General features: G+C 60.3%; 16 protein-coding genes. 10 read left to right on the forward strand and 6 right to left on the reverse strand.

Going from position 1 to position 15235, the window contains the following annotated elements; all coding sequences use genetic code 11:
- Positions 1-48 precede the first annotated feature (48 nt).
- Positions 49-1866 (forward strand): hypothetical protein, encoded by a 1818-nt coding sequence (locus tag NFH97_RS09105; protein WP_253554685.1) that lies wholly within the window; start codon positions 49-51, stop codon positions 1864-1866.
- A gap of 122 nt (positions 1867-1988) precedes the next feature.
- Here NFH97_RS09105 and NFH97_RS09110 read toward each other — a convergent pair whose 3' ends face one another.
- Together NFH97_RS09110 and NFH97_RS09115 are read right to left on the reverse strand one after the other, a co-directional pair.
- A complete protein-coding gene (locus tag NFH97_RS09110) occupies positions 1989-2363 on the reverse strand; it encodes a helix-turn-helix domain-containing protein (RefSeq protein ID WP_349624706.1) in 375 nt (124 codons plus the stop codon).
- A gap of 9 nt (positions 2364-2372) precedes the next feature.
- Complete coding sequence (locus NFH97_RS09115) at positions 2373-3068, reverse strand: YagK/YfjJ domain-containing protein (RefSeq protein ID WP_035470195.1); 696 nt, start codon at positions 3066-3068, stop codon at positions 2373-2375.
- A gap of 766 nt (positions 3069-3834) precedes the next feature.
- On the opposite strand from NFH97_RS09115, the gene NFH97_RS09120 reads away from it, so the two are divergent.
- The 5 genes from NFH97_RS09120 (at position 3835) to NFH97_RS09140 (ending at position 6977) form a co-directional block, all read left to right on the forward strand.
- Entirely contained in the window at positions 3835-4167 is a 333-nt protein-coding gene (locus tag NFH97_RS09120) for a hypothetical protein (protein ID WP_035470198.1), read from the forward strand.
- 138 nt (positions 4168-4305) lie between these two features.
- The gene (locus NFH97_RS09125) at positions 4306-5274 is read left to right on the forward strand and encodes a DUF932 domain-containing protein (protein WP_035470200.1); all 969 of its coding nucleotides are present in this window, start codon (positions 4306-4308) and stop codon (positions 5272-5274) included.
- A 96-nt stretch (positions 5275-5370) separates the two neighbouring features.
- On the forward strand, positions 5371-5556 hold the full coding sequence (locus tag NFH97_RS09130; protein ID WP_035470203.1) for a hypothetical protein: 186 nt from the start codon (positions 5371-5373) through the stop codon (positions 5554-5556).
- Positions 5557-5567: 11 nt separating this feature from the next.
- Positions 5568-6305: an ERF family protein gene (locus NFH97_RS09135; RefSeq protein WP_035470206.1), complete on the forward strand. Its 738-nt coding sequence runs from the start codon at positions 5568-5570 to the stop codon at positions 6303-6305.
- Between the two features lie 60 nt (positions 6306-6365).
- Positions 6366-6977: a lambda exonuclease family protein gene (locus NFH97_RS09140; RefSeq protein ID WP_035470208.1), complete on the forward strand. Its 612-nt coding sequence runs from the start codon at positions 6366-6368 to the stop codon at positions 6975-6977.
- Between the two features lie 213 nt (positions 6978-7190).
- Here NFH97_RS09140 and NFH97_RS09145 read toward each other — a convergent pair whose 3' ends face one another.
- The 3 genes from NFH97_RS09145 to NFH97_RS09155 all read right to left on the reverse strand — a co-directional run bounded on the left by NFH97_RS09145 (position 7191) and on the right by NFH97_RS09155 (position 9897).
- Positions 7191-7376 carry a helix-turn-helix transcriptional regulator gene (locus tag NFH97_RS09145; protein WP_035414227.1) on the reverse strand — a complete coding sequence of 62 codons (186 nt, stop codon included), beginning with the start codon at positions 7374-7376 and terminating at the stop codon, positions 7191-7193.
- 61 nt (positions 7377-7437) lie between these two features.
- On the reverse strand, positions 7438-8658 hold the full coding sequence (locus tag NFH97_RS09150; protein ID WP_152480003.1) for a tyrosine-type recombinase/integrase: 1221 nt from the start codon (positions 8656-8658) through the stop codon (positions 7438-7440).
- Between the two features lie 375 nt (positions 8659-9033).
- Complete coding sequence (locus NFH97_RS09155) at positions 9034-9897, reverse strand: YicC/YloC family endoribonuclease (protein WP_108131998.1); 864 nt, start codon at positions 9895-9897, stop codon at positions 9034-9036.
- A gap of 223 nt (positions 9898-10120) precedes the next feature.
- Here NFH97_RS09155 and rph point away from each other — a divergent pair, with 223 nt between their 5' ends.
- Positions 10121-10858, forward strand: a complete 738-nt coding sequence (rph, locus tag NFH97_RS09160; RefSeq protein WP_045992108.1) for a ribonuclease PH — start codon at positions 10121-10123, stop codon at positions 10856-10858.
- Positions 10859-10967: 109 nt separating this feature from the next.
- Here the strand turns inward: rph and NFH97_RS09165 are convergent, their stop codons facing one another.
- Positions 10968-11735 (reverse strand): exodeoxyribonuclease III, encoded by a 768-nt coding sequence (locus NFH97_RS09165; protein WP_045992107.1) that lies wholly within the window; start codon positions 11733-11735, stop codon positions 10968-10970.
- A 118-nt stretch (positions 11736-11853) separates the two neighbouring features.
- Between NFH97_RS09165 and pyrE the strand changes: the two genes are divergently transcribed.
- From pyrE to rep, 3 genes are all read left to right on the forward strand, one after another.
- On the forward strand, positions 11854-12543 hold the full coding sequence (gene pyrE / locus NFH97_RS09170) for an orotate phosphoribosyltransferase (RefSeq protein WP_045992106.1): 690 nt from the start codon (positions 11854-11856) through the stop codon (positions 12541-12543).
- A 98-nt stretch (positions 12544-12641) separates the two neighbouring features.
- Positions 12642-13142 carry a tRNA (uridine(34)/cytosine(34)/5-carboxymethylaminomethyluridine(34)-2'-O)-methyltransferase TrmL gene (gene trmL, locus NFH97_RS09175; protein WP_108131999.1) on the forward strand — a complete coding sequence of 167 codons (501 nt, stop codon included), beginning with the start codon at positions 12642-12644 and terminating at the stop codon, positions 13140-13142.
- Positions 13139-15205, forward strand: coding sequence for a DNA helicase Rep (rep, locus tag NFH97_RS09180; RefSeq protein WP_108132000.1), 2067 nt, complete (start codon positions 13139-13141; stop codon positions 15203-15205). Before trmL ends, rep begins: the two co-directional genes overlap by 4 nt.
- Positions 15206-15235 lie beyond the last annotated feature (30 nt).

Below are 15235 nucleotides of genomic sequence, written 5' to 3' on the forward strand. Positions count from 1 at the left end.
TGATAGGCTTTGCGAGATATTCGATGGCGAAAAGGCACGAGGTAGGGAATGACGGATCATGGTCAGGATAACCACGAGTCTCATCCAGTGGGACACGAGGTAGCCAATACCAAGCACCGGCGGCAGAGGTTTGGCCTGAGTGAGCATTGGCGTGAGCAAGCTCGGAAGGTGGCTTCTGGTGAGCTTGATGATGCCGCAGAGACTTCGCCTACGCCCGATACAGGACCCTCTTCCTCATTTCCCAATGCATCACACGATGATGAGCCACCGGCCACTTTAAAGTCCCTCTTTAGTGACCCCGATCTCCAAGCTGCGCTCAATGCTCCTTGGCCTTCCTGGCCGGCAGCGCCTGATTTGAGCAGTGAATCTGGTGCTGGGGGCATGGGGTTATTTGGAGCGCGCCAAGCGCCAAAGCAATCTCGTCACGATAGACAAGTAGCCGATGTCATGTCCATGCTTCAAGGACAGTTTTATCTCACTACTAATGAGTCGAGAAGCCCACTGCTGACTGATAAGTTTACGGGCGAGACTTTGCCACATTTGGACCCAAAGATCCTTGAGAGGCTGAAGGGAGAGTATTGGAGAACCTCCATAGGAAGGCAGCAGGATGTCTCCTATGGTGTCATCAGGTCTGCCATCAGCAATTTTGTTTATGGTGCTATCCCCGAGGCTGTTCTACCGGTTTACGGTCGTGCAGGCGTTGACTTGAACAGTGGTCGACGTGCGCTGATCTTGGGGAATCAATGCTTGATTTTTTCACCGGGCTTATCGAGCTATGAGATACGGACTGGGATTCCCCATGTCATGCCTCGAGAAAGCTTGCCGGTGTGTGTTCCTGATAACGTTGGGAATGTGCTTCCTCAATCGATATCTACTTTATTCGATGTCACTTCGCTGCCGAAAGATAGTGACCTGTTGGTGATTGCCTGGATGGTCATGGCCTGGCGCTCAGATAGTGCGCCCGTGTTGCTTGAGTTGTTAGGTGAGCCTACTCCTGAGCTGATCGATTCACAGAAGATGCTGAAGACGGTCATAGACCCGGCGAGTAGTCTGTTTGAGATCGAGGTTCCCAAGTCGATAAAGCAAGTGGATATTCGGGCGCAGTGCCATTACCTGATGAGTTTCCATCGAGTGGATTCGCTGTCCAAAACACAGCAGAAAGGCTTGCTTTCGATCATGCAGGGAAAGGCAATGGAGTGGCGCACGAAAACGAAGCGTTCTGGGGTAGATCTTTCCGTCCGTTGTGCGGTCATGCTGAATAGCAGCGAGAGTGTAGTGACCTATGCACCGCTATCCGACGCTACCTTGAGCATAGAGCTGGATGATGCAGGAGGGGGCAAATCTCAAAATGCTGTGGAGGATCGCAGCATGGCGGAGAGAACCATCATTCATGGCCTTCTCCAAATATTTGGCTATGTTAACCAGTTCTGGAGCCATGTTGAAAATGATCGACAATGCGACCGCTATGGTGGTTTGCGAGACCTATGCCGGATAGGTGTACTGGTGGCTGATGCTTTGGGTCGAGATACTGCCGAATTCTGGCAACAACTTGATGCCAACCAGCAAAGTCGTCGCGATTATGAGCTGGAGGAGAATCCTGTCGCGATGGCCGTGAAGCGTCTCATCGATGCGTCGGAAGATGGACGGATAGAGGCCACGGTCAAGGATTGGCTTGTGCTGCTCGATGGGTATCGCCCTGAGCCTGATCCTTCAGGTTCCTGGCCTGTCACGTCCCGAGGGTTGGCGGCCAAGTTCAAGCAGAGCAGGGCCTTGCTTGCGACGTTCGGGGTTCAGCTTGTCCCTCTCGAGAAACGTGGCCCCTATGGGCGCTGGCGTGCCTCATGCGATGCCTCTCGCCAGAAGTAGCGATGGGCTGCCTAGAGCGTGCAAACTGGTATTGGGTTAGACATTGTGACTTATAAATCTAAAAAAACATGAAAATCGACATCCTGCGGCGCTCATGTTGTACGATAATCCATCGCAATGTCTCAATCTCCATCGCTTTGGTGGGTCTCTACCCACTGTCTGAGCAGGGCATGGCCAACCCCCGAGGGCAGTCGTCGCCCCTGCTCCCACTCCTGCAAGGTTCGCACGCTGACTCCCAGATCGGCCGCCAGCGCTGTCTGGCTCATGCCACGAATCCGGCGTAGGGCCATGACGTCACGTAGCAGTCGACGGGTCGGTTCCTTGCGTTCCATCCTGGCGAGGCGACGATCTCCCCAGGGATCGTGGGATGACGATTCTTCTTGGCTGCCACGGGTGTTGTGAGGGAACGAGAGGGAGGGAAACATCGAAGTCGGAAACATTGCAGGCACCATGTTGAGAGAGGTAGGACGGGTCCGCCTAGGACGGACCCATACCATGTCACTCAATCACCAAAGACGACTGCCATCGAAGACATGCGCCCTCTGGCCGAACGGTTTACTGAAGGCCTTGCACAGATAGCTGGCCATGAATACCGCCTCATTCATGGCTATCCAGTCATCCCGATGCAGGGCGCAGGACCAGGGCTCTTTTGTGACCGGGTCTTTGCAGACATGGATCAGCTGATGGAAGCGTGGATCGTCATGATCGAACCCCATTGCCTTCAACCAGGAACGCATCATGCGGTGGTAGAGGTTGTTGAATGAGTAGACCCCGAACCAATCTGGACCGAACGCCCCCAGGCTGTCGTAGGCGTTCCTGTTGAGCATGATCATCAGGTGGTAGTGCGGCTTGTCGCTGTTGACCTGCTCGCGTGCCCACAGGTAGTGCAGCTGGGTCGGGTACTTGGTTTGCCTCCGCTTGAGCTCGTAGCGGAAGAAGTAGAAGAACCGTGCCAGCACGGCGTTGGTCTCATGCATCGGCAGACGCGGCATCTCATCCGGGAAGTGGAGATCCACGCGAAAGATGAAGGTGGAATGGTTGATCCGTGTCACGGCGTCAAGGGTCTGCAAGGACCGTTCCAGGTAGTTCACGACCAGTGGGCCATCTGTCCAATGCTGGACGTCAAAGCCTCGATAGATGTCTTCGTAGTGAAGGCGCAGCTTGTCGTTAAGCGGATGGCAGAGGGGGTGATGTTGAAACATGAGGAGATACCTCGCTGTGGGAATGGTGAAAGATTCCGCAGCGATGGTCTTGTCGATCGATAGGAGGATAATAGGAAGCGGTATGTACTGACCTTGATGTGATGCTGTCGCTCACTTGAACTTCATCATCAGGCGTTTTCCAGTCGCCTGTGAGGTCAATCCCTAGAAGGTCATGTTGGGTGATGGTTTCATTGGGAGTGGTCTGTATGGGACCACTCCTCGGATGATCCTTCATGATCCTGGATGGGCTTTCACAAGTGAGCCCATCATGACCTAGTGACCTATCCCTGTAGACCCTGTTAGGAGTCTAGTGAATCTCCCTATAATACTTACCCGTCAGTGACGCATGTCGGAACCCCAGGGAAACGCTATCCCTGGACATGCCAATCGCCCCAGTTTTCTGGCGAATGAGGTGTCACTAACTTTCTCGGGAAATTCCGTTATCGATCCGTACAAGACACCGCGACGCGATGACGTCACGGTTTCGCTGCATCCCATCTCACAGCGCTGTAAAATATTACGTCGTCCTGGCTTGTCATCCTGGGAAACATCGGACGGATGTTCTGAAACATGCTCAGGAAGCCGACGGAGGCCGGAAAACCCGGCTTTTTCCCGTAGCTGACGTATACCTCGATGATGTTGCGGGTGTGTCGCCCAGGATCTTGCCCGTTGTCGATTCAATCGAATTTCAAACCTGTACTACCTCCTTGAAGCCCCAGACGGGTGGCTTCGTTCTCATGTCTTTTTCGATGGAAGAGGTAATGTCATGTCCATGTCTTGTCCCAGCTGTGGCGCGTTGCGGGTCGTGTCGCGCCATCGCGGGCGGAAGGTAGGAGGCTCCACGGGGGCGGTGGCCGGTACCGCCAGTGGGGCGGCCGGCGCCTGGAGTGGCGCCGAGGCCGGAGCCCTGGTGGGCGCAGTAGGCGGTCCGGTCGGGATCGCTGTCGGCAGTATCGCCGGAGCCGTCTTTGGTGGATTGGTCGGTGGCACGGCAGGCGGTGTCGCTGGGGCACGGCTGGGTAGTCAGCTGGATGATCAGGTGCTCGACAATCTCGAGTGCCGTGCCTGCGGCCACACCTTTCGTCCCCATATCGATTGACCCCTAAAGATCCGTCTCACGAGTCCATCGCTGCTCAGCGATGATCCCGCGACTCCCTTTATCAACATGCTCACGGACGGCCTGCTTCCTTGGGGAGCGGGCTGTTATGCAGTGCTCGACTCTCAAGGAGCTTTCCCCATGGCACACCTGATCGAACAAATGGCCTACGTTGGCGATACCCCCTGGCATGGCCTGGGCCAGCAGCTGTCTCGTCATCAGCCGCTGGAAGTCTGGCGACAGCAGGCCGGCATGGACTGGCACATCGAGGAATCCCTGGTGCGCTTCATTGCCGACGGCGCTGGCCACCTGGGCAGCATCCATTCCTTCCCCGAGCAGAAAGTGCTCTACCGCTCCGATACCAAGGATCCACTGTCGGTGGTCTCCCAGCGTTACAAGGTGGTGCAACCGGAGGAGGTGTTGGAGTTCTACCGTGATCTCACGGAATACGCGGGATACGAATTGGAGACGGCCGGGGTGCTCAAGGGTGGCCGCAAGTTCTGGGCCCTGGCGCGCAGCGGCCTGGGCGGGGCATTGAAGGGCCAGGATCAGGTCAACGACTACCTGCTGCTGGCCACTTCCTGCGACGGCTCGTTGGCCACCGTCGCCACCCCGACGTCCGTGCGGGTGGTCTGCAACAACACCCTGACCATCGCGGTGGATGGCACCTCCCAGGGCGTGAAAGTGCCACATAGCACCGAGTTTCGCCCTCAGCTGGTCAAGCAGCAGCTGGGGATCTCCGTGTCCCAGTGGGACGACTTCATGTACCGCTTGAAGACCCTGGCTGAGCGCAAGGTCAGCCAGGAGGAAGCGAGAACCTACTTCCAGTCGGTGGTCTGCAACGCCGAGGCGCCGATGGACGATCCGTCCAAGCTGCCCAACGTTCGCGCCCTCAATCGCGTCCAGAAGCTCTATCAGGGTGAGGGGCGCGGCTCTCAGCTGTGCACGGCGCAAGGCACCGCCTGGGGCTTACTCAATGCGGTCACCGAGTACGTGGATCACGAGAAGCGCGCCCGCAGCAACGACTACCGCATGGACTCCGCCTGGTTCGGCCAGGGCGCCGGCCTCAAGGACAAGGCGCTGGAGTCTGCCCTTGCGCTGGTGGGCTGATCATCACTCAGCAAAACATCCACCCAGCCTTTCCCTCATCGCGGCAGAGCGCCCGGCCCCTTCAAAGGCCGGGCGCTACTGTTTCAGGAGATACCAATGCAATCGCCCATGACGTTCGAGATATGCCGGGCCCTGACCCAGCTGACCCGTCAGCTGCTGGAGGCCGGCGAACAGGCAACCGAAACCCACGTTCTGGCCAAGGGGCAGGTCTATCGCGTGGCCGTGTCCCTGGAGCCGGTCCCGATCGAGCAGCTCCCTGACGTCATCCAACGCTATCGATAACGGAGGCCATCATGGCAACCCCTATTCATCCCAAGACCGCCAACCAGGCACCGGTCGCACAGGCCACCCAGGACAGCACCGCGATCATCCAGGTGATCGAGCGGGCCGCACTCAATCCCGAGGTCGACATCGACAAGATGGAGCGTCTGCTCCAGATGCAGGAGCGTGTGCTCGACCGCCAGGCGCTGATGGCCTACAGCGCCGCGATGGCGGCCATGCAGACCGAACTGCCGAGCATCGCCGAGCGTGGCAAGACCAACAACGGTCACTACGCCACCTTGGAGGACATCGTCGATACCGTGCGCCCGATCATGAAAAAGTACGGCTTCGCGGTGAGCTTCCGCATTCAGACCCAGGAACGCGGCATCCAGGTCACCGGCGTGCTGATGCACCAGGACGGCCATCGGGAAGAGACCAGCATGCTGTTGCCGGCCGATACCAGCGGCAGCAAGAACGCCGTTCAGGCCTTCGGCTCCTCTACCAGCTACGGCAAGCGCTACGTGCTCTGCGCACTGCTCAACATCACCACCCGCGGCCAGGACGACAACGGTCAGGCCGCCGCCCCGGTCAAACTCGTCACCCCTTTCCAGGCCGGGCAGATCCGGCAGCTGATCGCCGCCTGTCCTCCTGCGACCCAGGAGTGGTTCGTCGGCAAGTACGGCGACGCTGAGCAGGTGCCGCGCGGCGACTTCGACAGATTGCGTGCCTCCCTGCAGAAGCGGGCGCAGCCCAACCATCAACATCACTGATCGGGCGGCGAAGGGACCTCCCCTCGCGGCCTATGCCGTGTCATCGAGAAGGAGAACGTCATGCAGATACTGGCGCTGGACCAGGGCACGCCCGAGTGGCATGCCGCCCGTCTGGGTATCGTCACCATGTCCGAGCTGAAGACTCTGCTGGTCAAGGGCAAGGGACCGGGCGGCTTCGGTGCCGGGGCCCTCAGCTACATGCATCAACTGATCGGAGAGCGCATCACCGGCGAGCCGTCCGATGCCTTTCAGGGCAATGCCCACACCCAGCGCGGCCATGAGCTGGAGCCCGTGGCCCGGGAGCTCTATCACGAGGCCACCGGTCTGCCCCGCCTGGCGCAGGTCGGCATCATCCTCAACCACGGTGTGGGCTATTCGCCGGACTGCCTGGTGGATACCAATGGCTTGGTGGAGATCAAGACCAAGCTGCCCAAGTACCAGATCGAGCTGCTGCTGGCCGACGAGCTACCTCAAGAGCACGTCGCTCAGTGCCAGGGCGGCCTGTGGGTCAGCGAGCGGGAATGGATCGACTTCGTTAGCTACTGGCCGGGGATGCCGCTGTTCGTGAAGCGGGCCTACCGGGACGAGGTGATGATTCGCACCATCGCCGAGCGGGTCGAGGCCTTCTACGAGGAGCTTGATCGTCGCATGGCCATGGTCATGGCGGCCTGATGCCTGATGAAAACCTGGTGGATTTACACGCCTAGTGGTTGGCAGTGAGGAGGTGGTGTCCTTCGCTGAGAGGGGATGCCTTTGAAAAAATAACATGATAATGCCGACACAGCTTCCTGCTTAGGAAGCTGTGTCGGCTGGTGGAGCGGTATTTTTTTAGTCGGCGGGAATGTTGCGGCTAGGTGGAATGACGAGCGTGTTTTTTTACCCTATTTATGCAAGGTCTCTTTCGGCTATTTTTTCTAGGATCCAGTCCTGAATTTCTTCCTCTACCCAGGCGACATTTCTTTCTCCCAAGGATACTGGTTTTGGAAATCTTTCTTCGGAAATGTATTTGTAAATGGTGGAGCGTGCAAGACCTGTAAGGCTGGTGACATCTTTAAGCTTGATTAGTCTCATGGCGCTTTCTCCAGAATTGGCTCATGAGATGTTGTTGGTGTGTAGAAATTTACGTTGTGAGTTAGGGCAGATTTATTGCAGGGCCAAGAAGGTTTGCGACCTTGATAATCGCTTCTTTTCGCTCGTCGAAGTAGTCGTAACGGTCGTAGATGCCTTCGACGCCCTTGAGCTTGTGATTCAAGCAACGCTCCGCGACATGCCCCGGTACACCAACCGCAGCGAGTAAGCTGCGGCAGGTGCGGCGCAGATCATGCACAGTAAACTCGGTGATATCGCCCATCCGGTTCTCTGGTTGCGGCTTCTTGCCAGGCTCCTTGCCAAATAGCTTGGCAATGGCACGATTCAGCGTGTCTTTGCCCATGTGGGCCCGCTTACTGCTGCGGCGATTAGGAAAGACATAGTCCGAGCCGCAGGCACGGATCTTGAGCTCTTCCAGCCAGCCGATGGTTTGCGGTGGGAGGGGAATGACGATCCCGGCGCCTGTCTTGCTGCGCTCACCGCTCAGGTTCCACCGGCCGTTCTTCAGGTCGAATTCTGACCACTGGGCTTCGGTAAGTTCGGTCTTACGTACTCCCAGGACGAGCAGTAGCGCGCAGGCGAGGTAGTTGTCGCGGCTGAAGCTGTCGCTATTGTCTCTGAATGCTTGGAAAACGTTGCGAATCTCATCGAGGCTCAAAACCCTATCGCGGCTTTTCTCAATACCGCCTGCGTCGTTGACGTTGAAGGCTGATGCTGGGTTGTAAGTTAAAATTCCCAGTTTTATGGCGTGGTTGAACATCTGTTTAAGATACATCAGTGTGTCATTAGCTATTGTCGGCCTACCACTATTTGTTACTCGTCTAATTATTTCACGGATATCAATTGGAGTGACAGCATCCAGCGATCTACCCCCGATGAGGGGCGCCACTTCTTTTTTGTATATCCGCTTTGGAATAGCTGGGTGCTTGAGTCTTCTCTCTAGCTCCGGGTACCAGTCAGCAAACAGGTCCTCCACTGTCCTGATCAAGGCTTGGCTATCGCGTTTGCGTTCCTCGATGGGGTCAAGGCCTTTGCGGATAGACTTCTGGTTTTCAACCGCTTTCGTCCGAGCCTCGGCGAGAGAGAGGTGGGCATGTTTGCCCAGTGTCATCTCACGCCGCTTGCCAAACAGCGTGTATCGCAACATCCAGTAAGGAGTTCCTTTCCTCGGTATCATCAGGTACAGGCCGTTGCCGTCGCTGTAGCGCCCTGCTTTACCCTCCTTGACAAGCGACTGGCTCTTCTTGGCGGTAAGGCTTCCCATTATTTCCTCTCGTCCCCCGTGGAAAATAAAACAAACGACCGTTTGATAGCTGCTCGGGCTAGGCTTGGGCTAGATAGGCGGCTCAATGTCATATGAGCTCGTCACTGGCGCCCAGTGGGCCTTTTTGCAACGGCATTTAGAGTGCCAGCGGGCACCTCCCCCACTTTCTCCCGGTCATGCACTCGGATCGACATGGTTGGGGAGTATCTTCAAGGGTATGTGTCTGAGGGAGGAGAGGCAATGCTTTTTCTCCCCGGTTTACTCCCCGATATGATCTGGATTTCCGGGGATGCTGGTGGGTCTTGGTGGATTTCTTATGTCTTTGTTTCTTTGAAAAACAGTAGTTTAATGGTTTTTGATGGCCTTTGGTGGATGCTACTCGATGTTCTGAATCTGCTCGCGCATCTGCTCGATCAGTACCTTCAATTCCACCGCGCAGCGCGTGGTGTCGGCGACCACGGACTTGGACGACAGGGTGTTGGCCTCGCGGTTCAGCTCCTGCATCAGGAAGTCCAGGCGACGGCCGATGGGGCCTTTCTGCTTAAGCTGGCGGCCGACTTCGGTGACGTGGGTGTCGAGGCGGTCGAGCTCTTCGGCGACGTCGGCCTTCTGGGCCATCAGCACCACCTCGGCCTCGAGCCGGTGGGGGTCGAGCTCGACATTGAGGTTGGCGAGCTTCTCCTCGAGCTGGGTGCGCTGACGTTCGAGGATCTGCGGCATCCTTTCGCGTACCTCGGCCACCAGCTCATGGATGGCCGCCAGACGCTCCTCGATCAGCGCCTTGAGCTGCTCGCCTTCCCGGGCTCGGCCTTCCACCAGGTCATTCAGGGCCTGCTTGAACATCTGGTTGGCGGCTTGCTTGACCGCGTCCAGATCGAGGCCTCCGCCTTCGAGCACCCCAGGATGGCCGAGCATGGCCAGGGCGTCGGGCATGTGCACCTCGGGCAGGGTGGCGCGTACCTCGGCCAGGGCCGATGACAGGGCGGCGAGGCGCTCATGGTTGACGCTCAGGCTGTCGCTCTTGTCGCTGGCATCGAAGCGCAGGGTGCACTCGATCTTGCCCCGTGCCAGGCGCTTGCGCAGGGCATCGCGGAAGCCGGGTTCCAGGTCACGCAGGGCCTCGGGCAGACGGAAGTGCGGCTCCAGGTAGCGCTGGTTCACGCTGCGCAGCTCGAGCTGCAGGCTGCCCCAGTCGGCCTCGAGGTCCTGGCGCGAAAAGGCGGTCATGCTGTGAACCATGGCGGGTCTCCTGGCGATTTCCTGGCGAATTCCTGGCGTCGGGCGCGGTGGTGTCGCAAGGCCGTCGAGGGTGGGCTCGACACCGGTGAGCGCAGTGTACCCGATTCATCGGTCAAGGCGTGTAGAATGGGCGGCCTTCGTTTTCCATTCCATGATCGACGTCGTCCCCTTCGCTGCGCCAGGCGATGCCGCGGCAAGAGGCGTGTCGACCAAGAGAGGTGCCATGTCCACGGACATCCGTCGTCCCAGCGGACGCGCTTTTGACCAGACCCGCGAGATTCGTCTCACCCGTGACTACACCCGCCACGCCGAAGGCTCGGTGCTGGTCGAGTTTGGTGACACCAAGGTGCTGTGCAACGCCAGCGTCGAGGCCGGCGTGCCGCGCTGGTTGCGGGGCAAGAAGCAGGGCTGGGTCACCGCCGAGTACGGCATGCTGCCGAGGGCGACCCACTCGCGCAGCGGGCGCGAGGCGTCACGCGGCAAGCAGGGCGGCCGCACCCTGGAGATCCAGCGTCTGATCGGGCGTTCGCTGCGTGCGGCGGTGAACCTGAAGAAGCTTGGCGAGTTCACTATCACCGTGGACTGCGACGTGATCCAGGCCGATGGTGGCACGCGTACGGCTTCGATTACCGGGGGCTGCGTGGCGCTGATCGACGCCATCCGCTACCTGCAGCGCGAGAAGCTGATCAAGACCGACCCCTTTTCGCAGCTGGTAAGCTCAGTATCGGTGGGGCTCTATCGCGGTCAGCCGGTGGTGGATCTCGACTACCCGGAAGACTCCAGCGCCGATACCGACATGAACGTGGTGCTGAGCGAATCCGGCGAGCTGATCGAGGTCCAGGGCACCGCGGAGTCCGGCACCTTCACCCGTGGTCAGCTCAACGCCATGCTGGATCTGGCCGAAAAGGCCGGGAACGAGCTGTTCGAGCACCAGCGTGAGGCGCTCGGCAATCGCGCCTGAGCGGTCGCCGTGACGAGATGAGTCGCATGAACGAAGGCGCCGGCCCCCTGAGGGGCCGGCGCTTTCGTGTCCGGCCCCGGACCCGGGCCAGACGGCGACGAAGGGAGGCTTACAGTTGCAGGTCGTACTCGACGATCAGCGGCGCGAACTCCGAGAAGGTGGCGTCGTAGTCGATCCAGGCGTCGGTGATATGGCGACGGAAGTTCGGCCCGACGATCTGGTAGTCCAGGCGCCAGCCCTCCTGACGGGAGCGCGGCTGATCCTGGTCCAGCGCCGGCCACCAGGTGTACTCGTCACCGTCGCGGTTGATCTCGCGGAAGGTGTCGATGAAGCCGGTGGGACCGAACACCTGGTCCATCCAGGCGCGCTCTTCGGCCTTGAAGCCGGGCGTCGTCTGGTTGTCGGCCCAGTTGGCCAGATCGATGGTCTTGTGGGCGATGTGCCAGGTGCCGCAGATGATGTACTCGCGGCGCTTGCGAGCCATCTTCGACAGGTACTCCTGGTACTGGGCCATGAACGCCTGCTTGGCGTCAGGATCGCTGCCGTCGGGCATCAGGAAGCTGGCGATCGAGAAGCGATCGTAGTCGGCCTGCAGAAAGCGTCCTTCATGGTCGCACTGGGGGAAGCCCAGGCCGTACATGATGGCCTTGGGGATCTTGCGGCAGTAGAGGCCGACCCCTGAGAAACCGTCCTGTTCGGCGTCGAGGAAGTAACCCTCGTAGCCCTCAGGATAAAGAATGCTGTCGTCCAGCTCGAAGCTTTTGGCCTTGATGTTCTGGACGCAGACAACGTCGGCGTCCTGGTTGGCGAGCCAGTCGAGAAAGCCTCGACCGACGGCCTCGCGGATGCCGTTTACATTGATGGTGGCGATTTTCATACGTGGTCCCTTTTGCGTCGCGCGTGTATGATACCCGACGTTTCGACGTTTGGGTAAATGGCCGGTCGAGAAAAACGTGATAAGGCCAGGCAATTGGACAGGAGGCCTCGTGGCTGACATGGCACCTCAACCGCCAGGCGCGGCGCGCCTTCATCCCTACCAGCGGGAGTTCATCGAGTTCGCCATCGGCGAGGGCGTGCTCAGTTTCGGTGAGTTCACCCTGAAGTCGGGGCGGGTGAGCCCGTACTTCTTCAACGCCGGCCTGTTCAAGACCGGCCGCGCCCTGGCGCGCCTCGGGCGCTTCTACGCCAAGGCCATCGAGCAAAGCGGGATCGAGGCCGACGTGCTGTTCGGTCCGGCCTACAAGGGCATTTCGCTGGCGGCGACCACCGCCGTGGCACTGGCTGACCATCATGACCGTGATCTGCCCTTTGCGTTCAATCGCAAGGAGGCCAAGGACCACGGCGAAGGCGGCAACATCGTCGGGGCCGCGCTCGACGGTCGCATCATGATCATCGATGACGTGATCACCGCCGGTACGGCGATCCGTGAGGTGATGGGGCTGATCGACGGCGCCGGCGCCCAGGCCGCCGGGGTGGTGGTGGCGCTGGACCGCCAGGAGCGCGCCAGCGACGACACCGACAAGAGCGCCATCCAGCAGGTGCAGGCCGAGTTTGGCATCCCGGTGGTCAGCATCGTCGGCCTCGACCAGGTGCTGGCCTACCTCGAACAGAGCGGGGGAGACACCCTCAAACCCCACGCCGAGGCCATCCGCGCCTACCGCGAACGCTACGGCGTCAGCGCCTGAGTCGCTATGGCTTCCTTGCGCCGAGGTCTTCCTCCCAGGAGGGCCTCGGTGATCTCCCTGCCTCACATCGTCCTCCGCCGCGATCCTGGTGATGTCCAATGCTCGACGTGGTGCTCTATCAACCCGAGATTCCGCCGAACACCGGCAATCTGATACGCCTGTGCGCCAATACCGGATTTCGCCTGCACCTTATTGAGCCGTTAGGCTTTACCCTAGACGATAAGCGCCTCAGGCGCGCGGGGCTGGACTACCATGAGTGGGCGCGGGTCCGGGTCCACGCCGACTGGCAGACGTTCATCGACGAGGTTTCGCCCTCTCGGGTCTTCGCCGTCTCGACCCGTGGGCGGCGTGGTTACCATGAGCCCGACTATCGTTCCGGCGACGCCCTGGTATTCGGCCCCGAGACCCGAGGCCTGCCCCAGGCGATGCTCGATGCACTGCCGCCGGAGCAGCGCCTGCGCATCCCGATGCTGCCGGACAGCCGCAGCCTGAACCTGTCCAACGCCTGTGCGGTGCTGGTGTTCGAGGCCTGGCGACAACTCGATTTCGACGGCGCGGCGCGACTCGATGTCCAGCCCGGCGCCCAGGACGACGCATGAACGCACCTGTGAAGACGATCCGCGAACGCATCCGCGGCCTCAACCCGCGTCAGCGCGAGGCCGTGCACTTCATCGACGGTCCCTGCCTGGTGCTGGCCGGGGCCGGCTCCGGCAAGACCAGCGTGATCACCACCAAGATCGCCTACCTGATCCAGGAATGCGGCATGAGCGCCCGGCGCATCGCTGCGGTGACCTTTACCAACAAGGCCGCCCGCGAGATGAAGGAGCGGGTCAGCTCGATGCTGCAGGGGCGTGAAGGCCACGGCCTGACGGTCTCGACCTTCCACACGCTCGGCCTCAACATCATCCGCGGCGAGCTCAAGGCGCTGGGCTACAAGCCGGGCTTTTCACTGTTCGATCCGGAAGACGCCAAGGCGCTGCTGCGCGATCTGATGAACAAGGACGCCCAGGTCGACGCCGACCAGATCAATCAGGTCCAGGGAGTGATCTCCAACTGGAAGAACGACCTGATCCTGCCCGGCCAGGCGCTGTCCCACGCCGCCACCGAAGACGAGCAGTACGCCGCCCGGGTCTACGAGGCCTACGTTCGCCACCTCAAGGCCTACAACGCGGTGGACTTCGATGACCTGATCCTGCTGCCGGTGGTACTGCTGCGCGACGACCCCGAGGCGCTGGCCCGCTGGCGTCGCAAGATCCACTACATGCTGGTGGACGAGTATCAGGACACCAACGTCAGCCAGTACATGCTGGTCCGCATGCTGATGGCCGAGCGCCAGACCTTCACCGTGGTCGGCGACGATGACCAGTCGATCTACGCCTGGCGCGGTGCCCGGCCGGAGAACCTGGTGACCCTGGGCGAAGACTTTCCGCGGCTCAAGGTGATCAAGCTGGAGCAGAACTACCGCTCCACCGGCACCATCCTGCGCGCCGCCAACACCCTGATCGCCAACAACCCCCACGTCTACGACAAGACCCTGTGGTCGGACATGGGCCAGGGCGATCCGATCCGGGTGGTGGTCACGCGCCACGAGGAGGCAGAGACCGAGCGGGTCGCCAGCGAGATCCTGACCCGCCGGATCAAGGAGCGCGCCGAATGGCGTGACTTCGCGGTGCTCTACCGTGGCAACTTCCAGGCGCGCCTGCTGGAATTGAAGCTGCAGCACTACCAGATTCCCTACAAGCTGTCCGGCGGCACCTCGTTCTTCTCCCGGGGCGAGATCAAGGACGCCATGGCCTACCTGCGGCTGTTGATCAATCCGGCCGACGACAACGCCTTCCTGCGTATCGTCAACGTGCCGCGTCGCGAGATCGGCCCGACCACCCTGGAGAAGCTCGCCAACTACGCCACCGAGCGCGGCGTCTCGTTGTTCGCCGCCTGTCACGAGCTGGGGCTGGCCGAGCAGCTGCCGGCCCGCGCGGTGGAGCGGCTTACGCGGTTCACCCACTTTATCGATGGGGTGCGCCGCCGCATGGACCAGGGCGACGCCATCGCCGCGATCCGCGAGATGATGCGCGAGATGGACTACGAGGCCTGGCTCTACCAGAACGCCAGCGCCCCCACCATCGCCGAGCGGCGCATGGCCAACGTGTGGATCCTGATCGACCAGCTCGAGAAGTCGATGCAGGCCGATCCGGAAGAGAACACCGCCAGCACCGATACCGAAACCGACGACGTGGAATCGGCGATCTCGCGCCTGGTATTGCGCGATATCCTCGAGCAACAAGCGGAAGAAGATGACTCGGATCGTGTGCAATTGCTGACCATGCACGCCTCCAAGGGCCTCGAGTTCCCCCACGTCTACCTGATGGGTCTCGAGGAAGAGCTGTTGCCTCACCGCAACTCCATCGAGGCCGGCACCGTGGAGGAGGAGCGCCGCCTGGCCTACGTTGGCATCACCCGTGCCCGGCGTACCCTGACCATGACGCTGGCGCGCCAGCGCAAGGCCTACGGCGAGTTGATGGACTGCGCCCCCAGCCGCTTCCTCGACGAGTTGCCGCCGGATGATCTGGAGTGGGAAGGACGCGCCGATCGGGAAGACCCCGAGCGCAAGCAGGAGCGGGGCAAGAGCGCCATCGCCGGGCTGCGCTCGCTGCTGGACTGAATCCATCCACAGCCGCTGGATCGCCACAGG

It is taken from the genome of Halomonas sp. SCS19, assembly GCF_040147015.1.
Classification (GTDB): domain Bacteria; phylum Pseudomonadota; class Gammaproteobacteria; order Pseudomonadales; family Halomonadaceae; genus Halomonas; species Halomonas litopenaei.

What these genes read in the sequence shown, in the direction of transcription:
- NFH97_RS09125 (WP_035470200.1), top strand. Translation starts at nt 4,306, where the DNA reads ATGGCACACCTGATCGAACAAATGGCCTACGTTGGCGATACCCCCTGG.
- NFH97_RS09140 (WP_035470208.1), top strand. Translation starts at nt 6,366, where the DNA reads ATGCAGATACTGGCGCTGGACCAGGGCACGCCCGAGTGGCATGCCGCC.
- NFH97_RS09120 (WP_035470198.1), top strand. Translation starts at nt 3,835, where the DNA reads ATGTCCATGTCTTGTCCCAGCTGTGGCGCGTTGCGGGTCGTGTCGCGC.
- NFH97_RS09115 (WP_035470195.1), bottom strand. Translation starts at nt 3,068, where the DNA reads ATGTTTCAACATCACCCCCTCTGCCATCCGCTTAACGACAAGCTGCGC.
- NFH97_RS09130 (WP_035470203.1), top strand. Translation starts at nt 5,371, where the DNA reads ATGCAATCGCCCATGACGTTCGAGATATGCCGGGCCCTGACCCAGCTG.
- NFH97_RS09165 (WP_045992107.1), bottom strand. Translation starts at nt 11,735, where the DNA reads ATGAAAATCGCCACCATCAATGTAAACGGCATCCGCGAGGCCGTCGGT.
- NFH97_RS09110 (WP_349624706.1), bottom strand. Translation starts at nt 2,363, where the DNA reads ATGGTATGGGTCCGTCCTAGGCGGACCCGTCCTACCTCTCTCAACATG.
- NFH97_RS09150 (WP_152480003.1), bottom strand. Translation starts at nt 8,658, where the DNA reads ATGGGAAGCCTTACCGCCAAGAAGAGCCAGTCGCTTGTCAAGGAGGGT.
- NFH97_RS09105 (WP_253554685.1), top strand. Translation starts at nt 49, where the DNA reads ATGACGGATCATGGTCAGGATAACCACGAGTCTCATCCAGTGGGACAC.
- NFH97_RS09145 (WP_035414227.1), bottom strand. Translation starts at nt 7,376, where the DNA reads ATGAGACTAATCAAGCTTAAAGATGTCACCAGCCTTACAGGTCTTGCA.
- rph (WP_045992108.1), top strand. Translation starts at nt 10,121, where the DNA reads ATGTCCACGGACATCCGTCGTCCCAGCGGACGCGCTTTTGACCAGACC.
- trmL (WP_108131999.1), top strand. Translation starts at nt 12,642, where the DNA reads ATGCTCGACGTGGTGCTCTATCAACCCGAGATTCCGCCGAACACCGGC.
- NFH97_RS09135 (WP_035470206.1), top strand. Translation starts at nt 5,568, where the DNA reads ATGGCAACCCCTATTCATCCCAAGACCGCCAACCAGGCACCGGTCGCA.
- rep (WP_108132000.1), top strand. Translation starts at nt 13,139, where the DNA reads ATGAACGCACCTGTGAAGACGATCCGCGAACGCATCCGCGGCCTCAAC.
- NFH97_RS09155 (WP_108131998.1), bottom strand. Translation starts at nt 9,897, where the DNA reads ATGGTTCACAGCATGACCGCCTTTTCGCGCCAGGACCTCGAGGCCGAC.
- pyrE (WP_045992106.1), top strand. Translation starts at nt 11,854, where the DNA reads ATGGCACCTCAACCGCCAGGCGCGGCGCGCCTTCATCCCTACCAGCGG.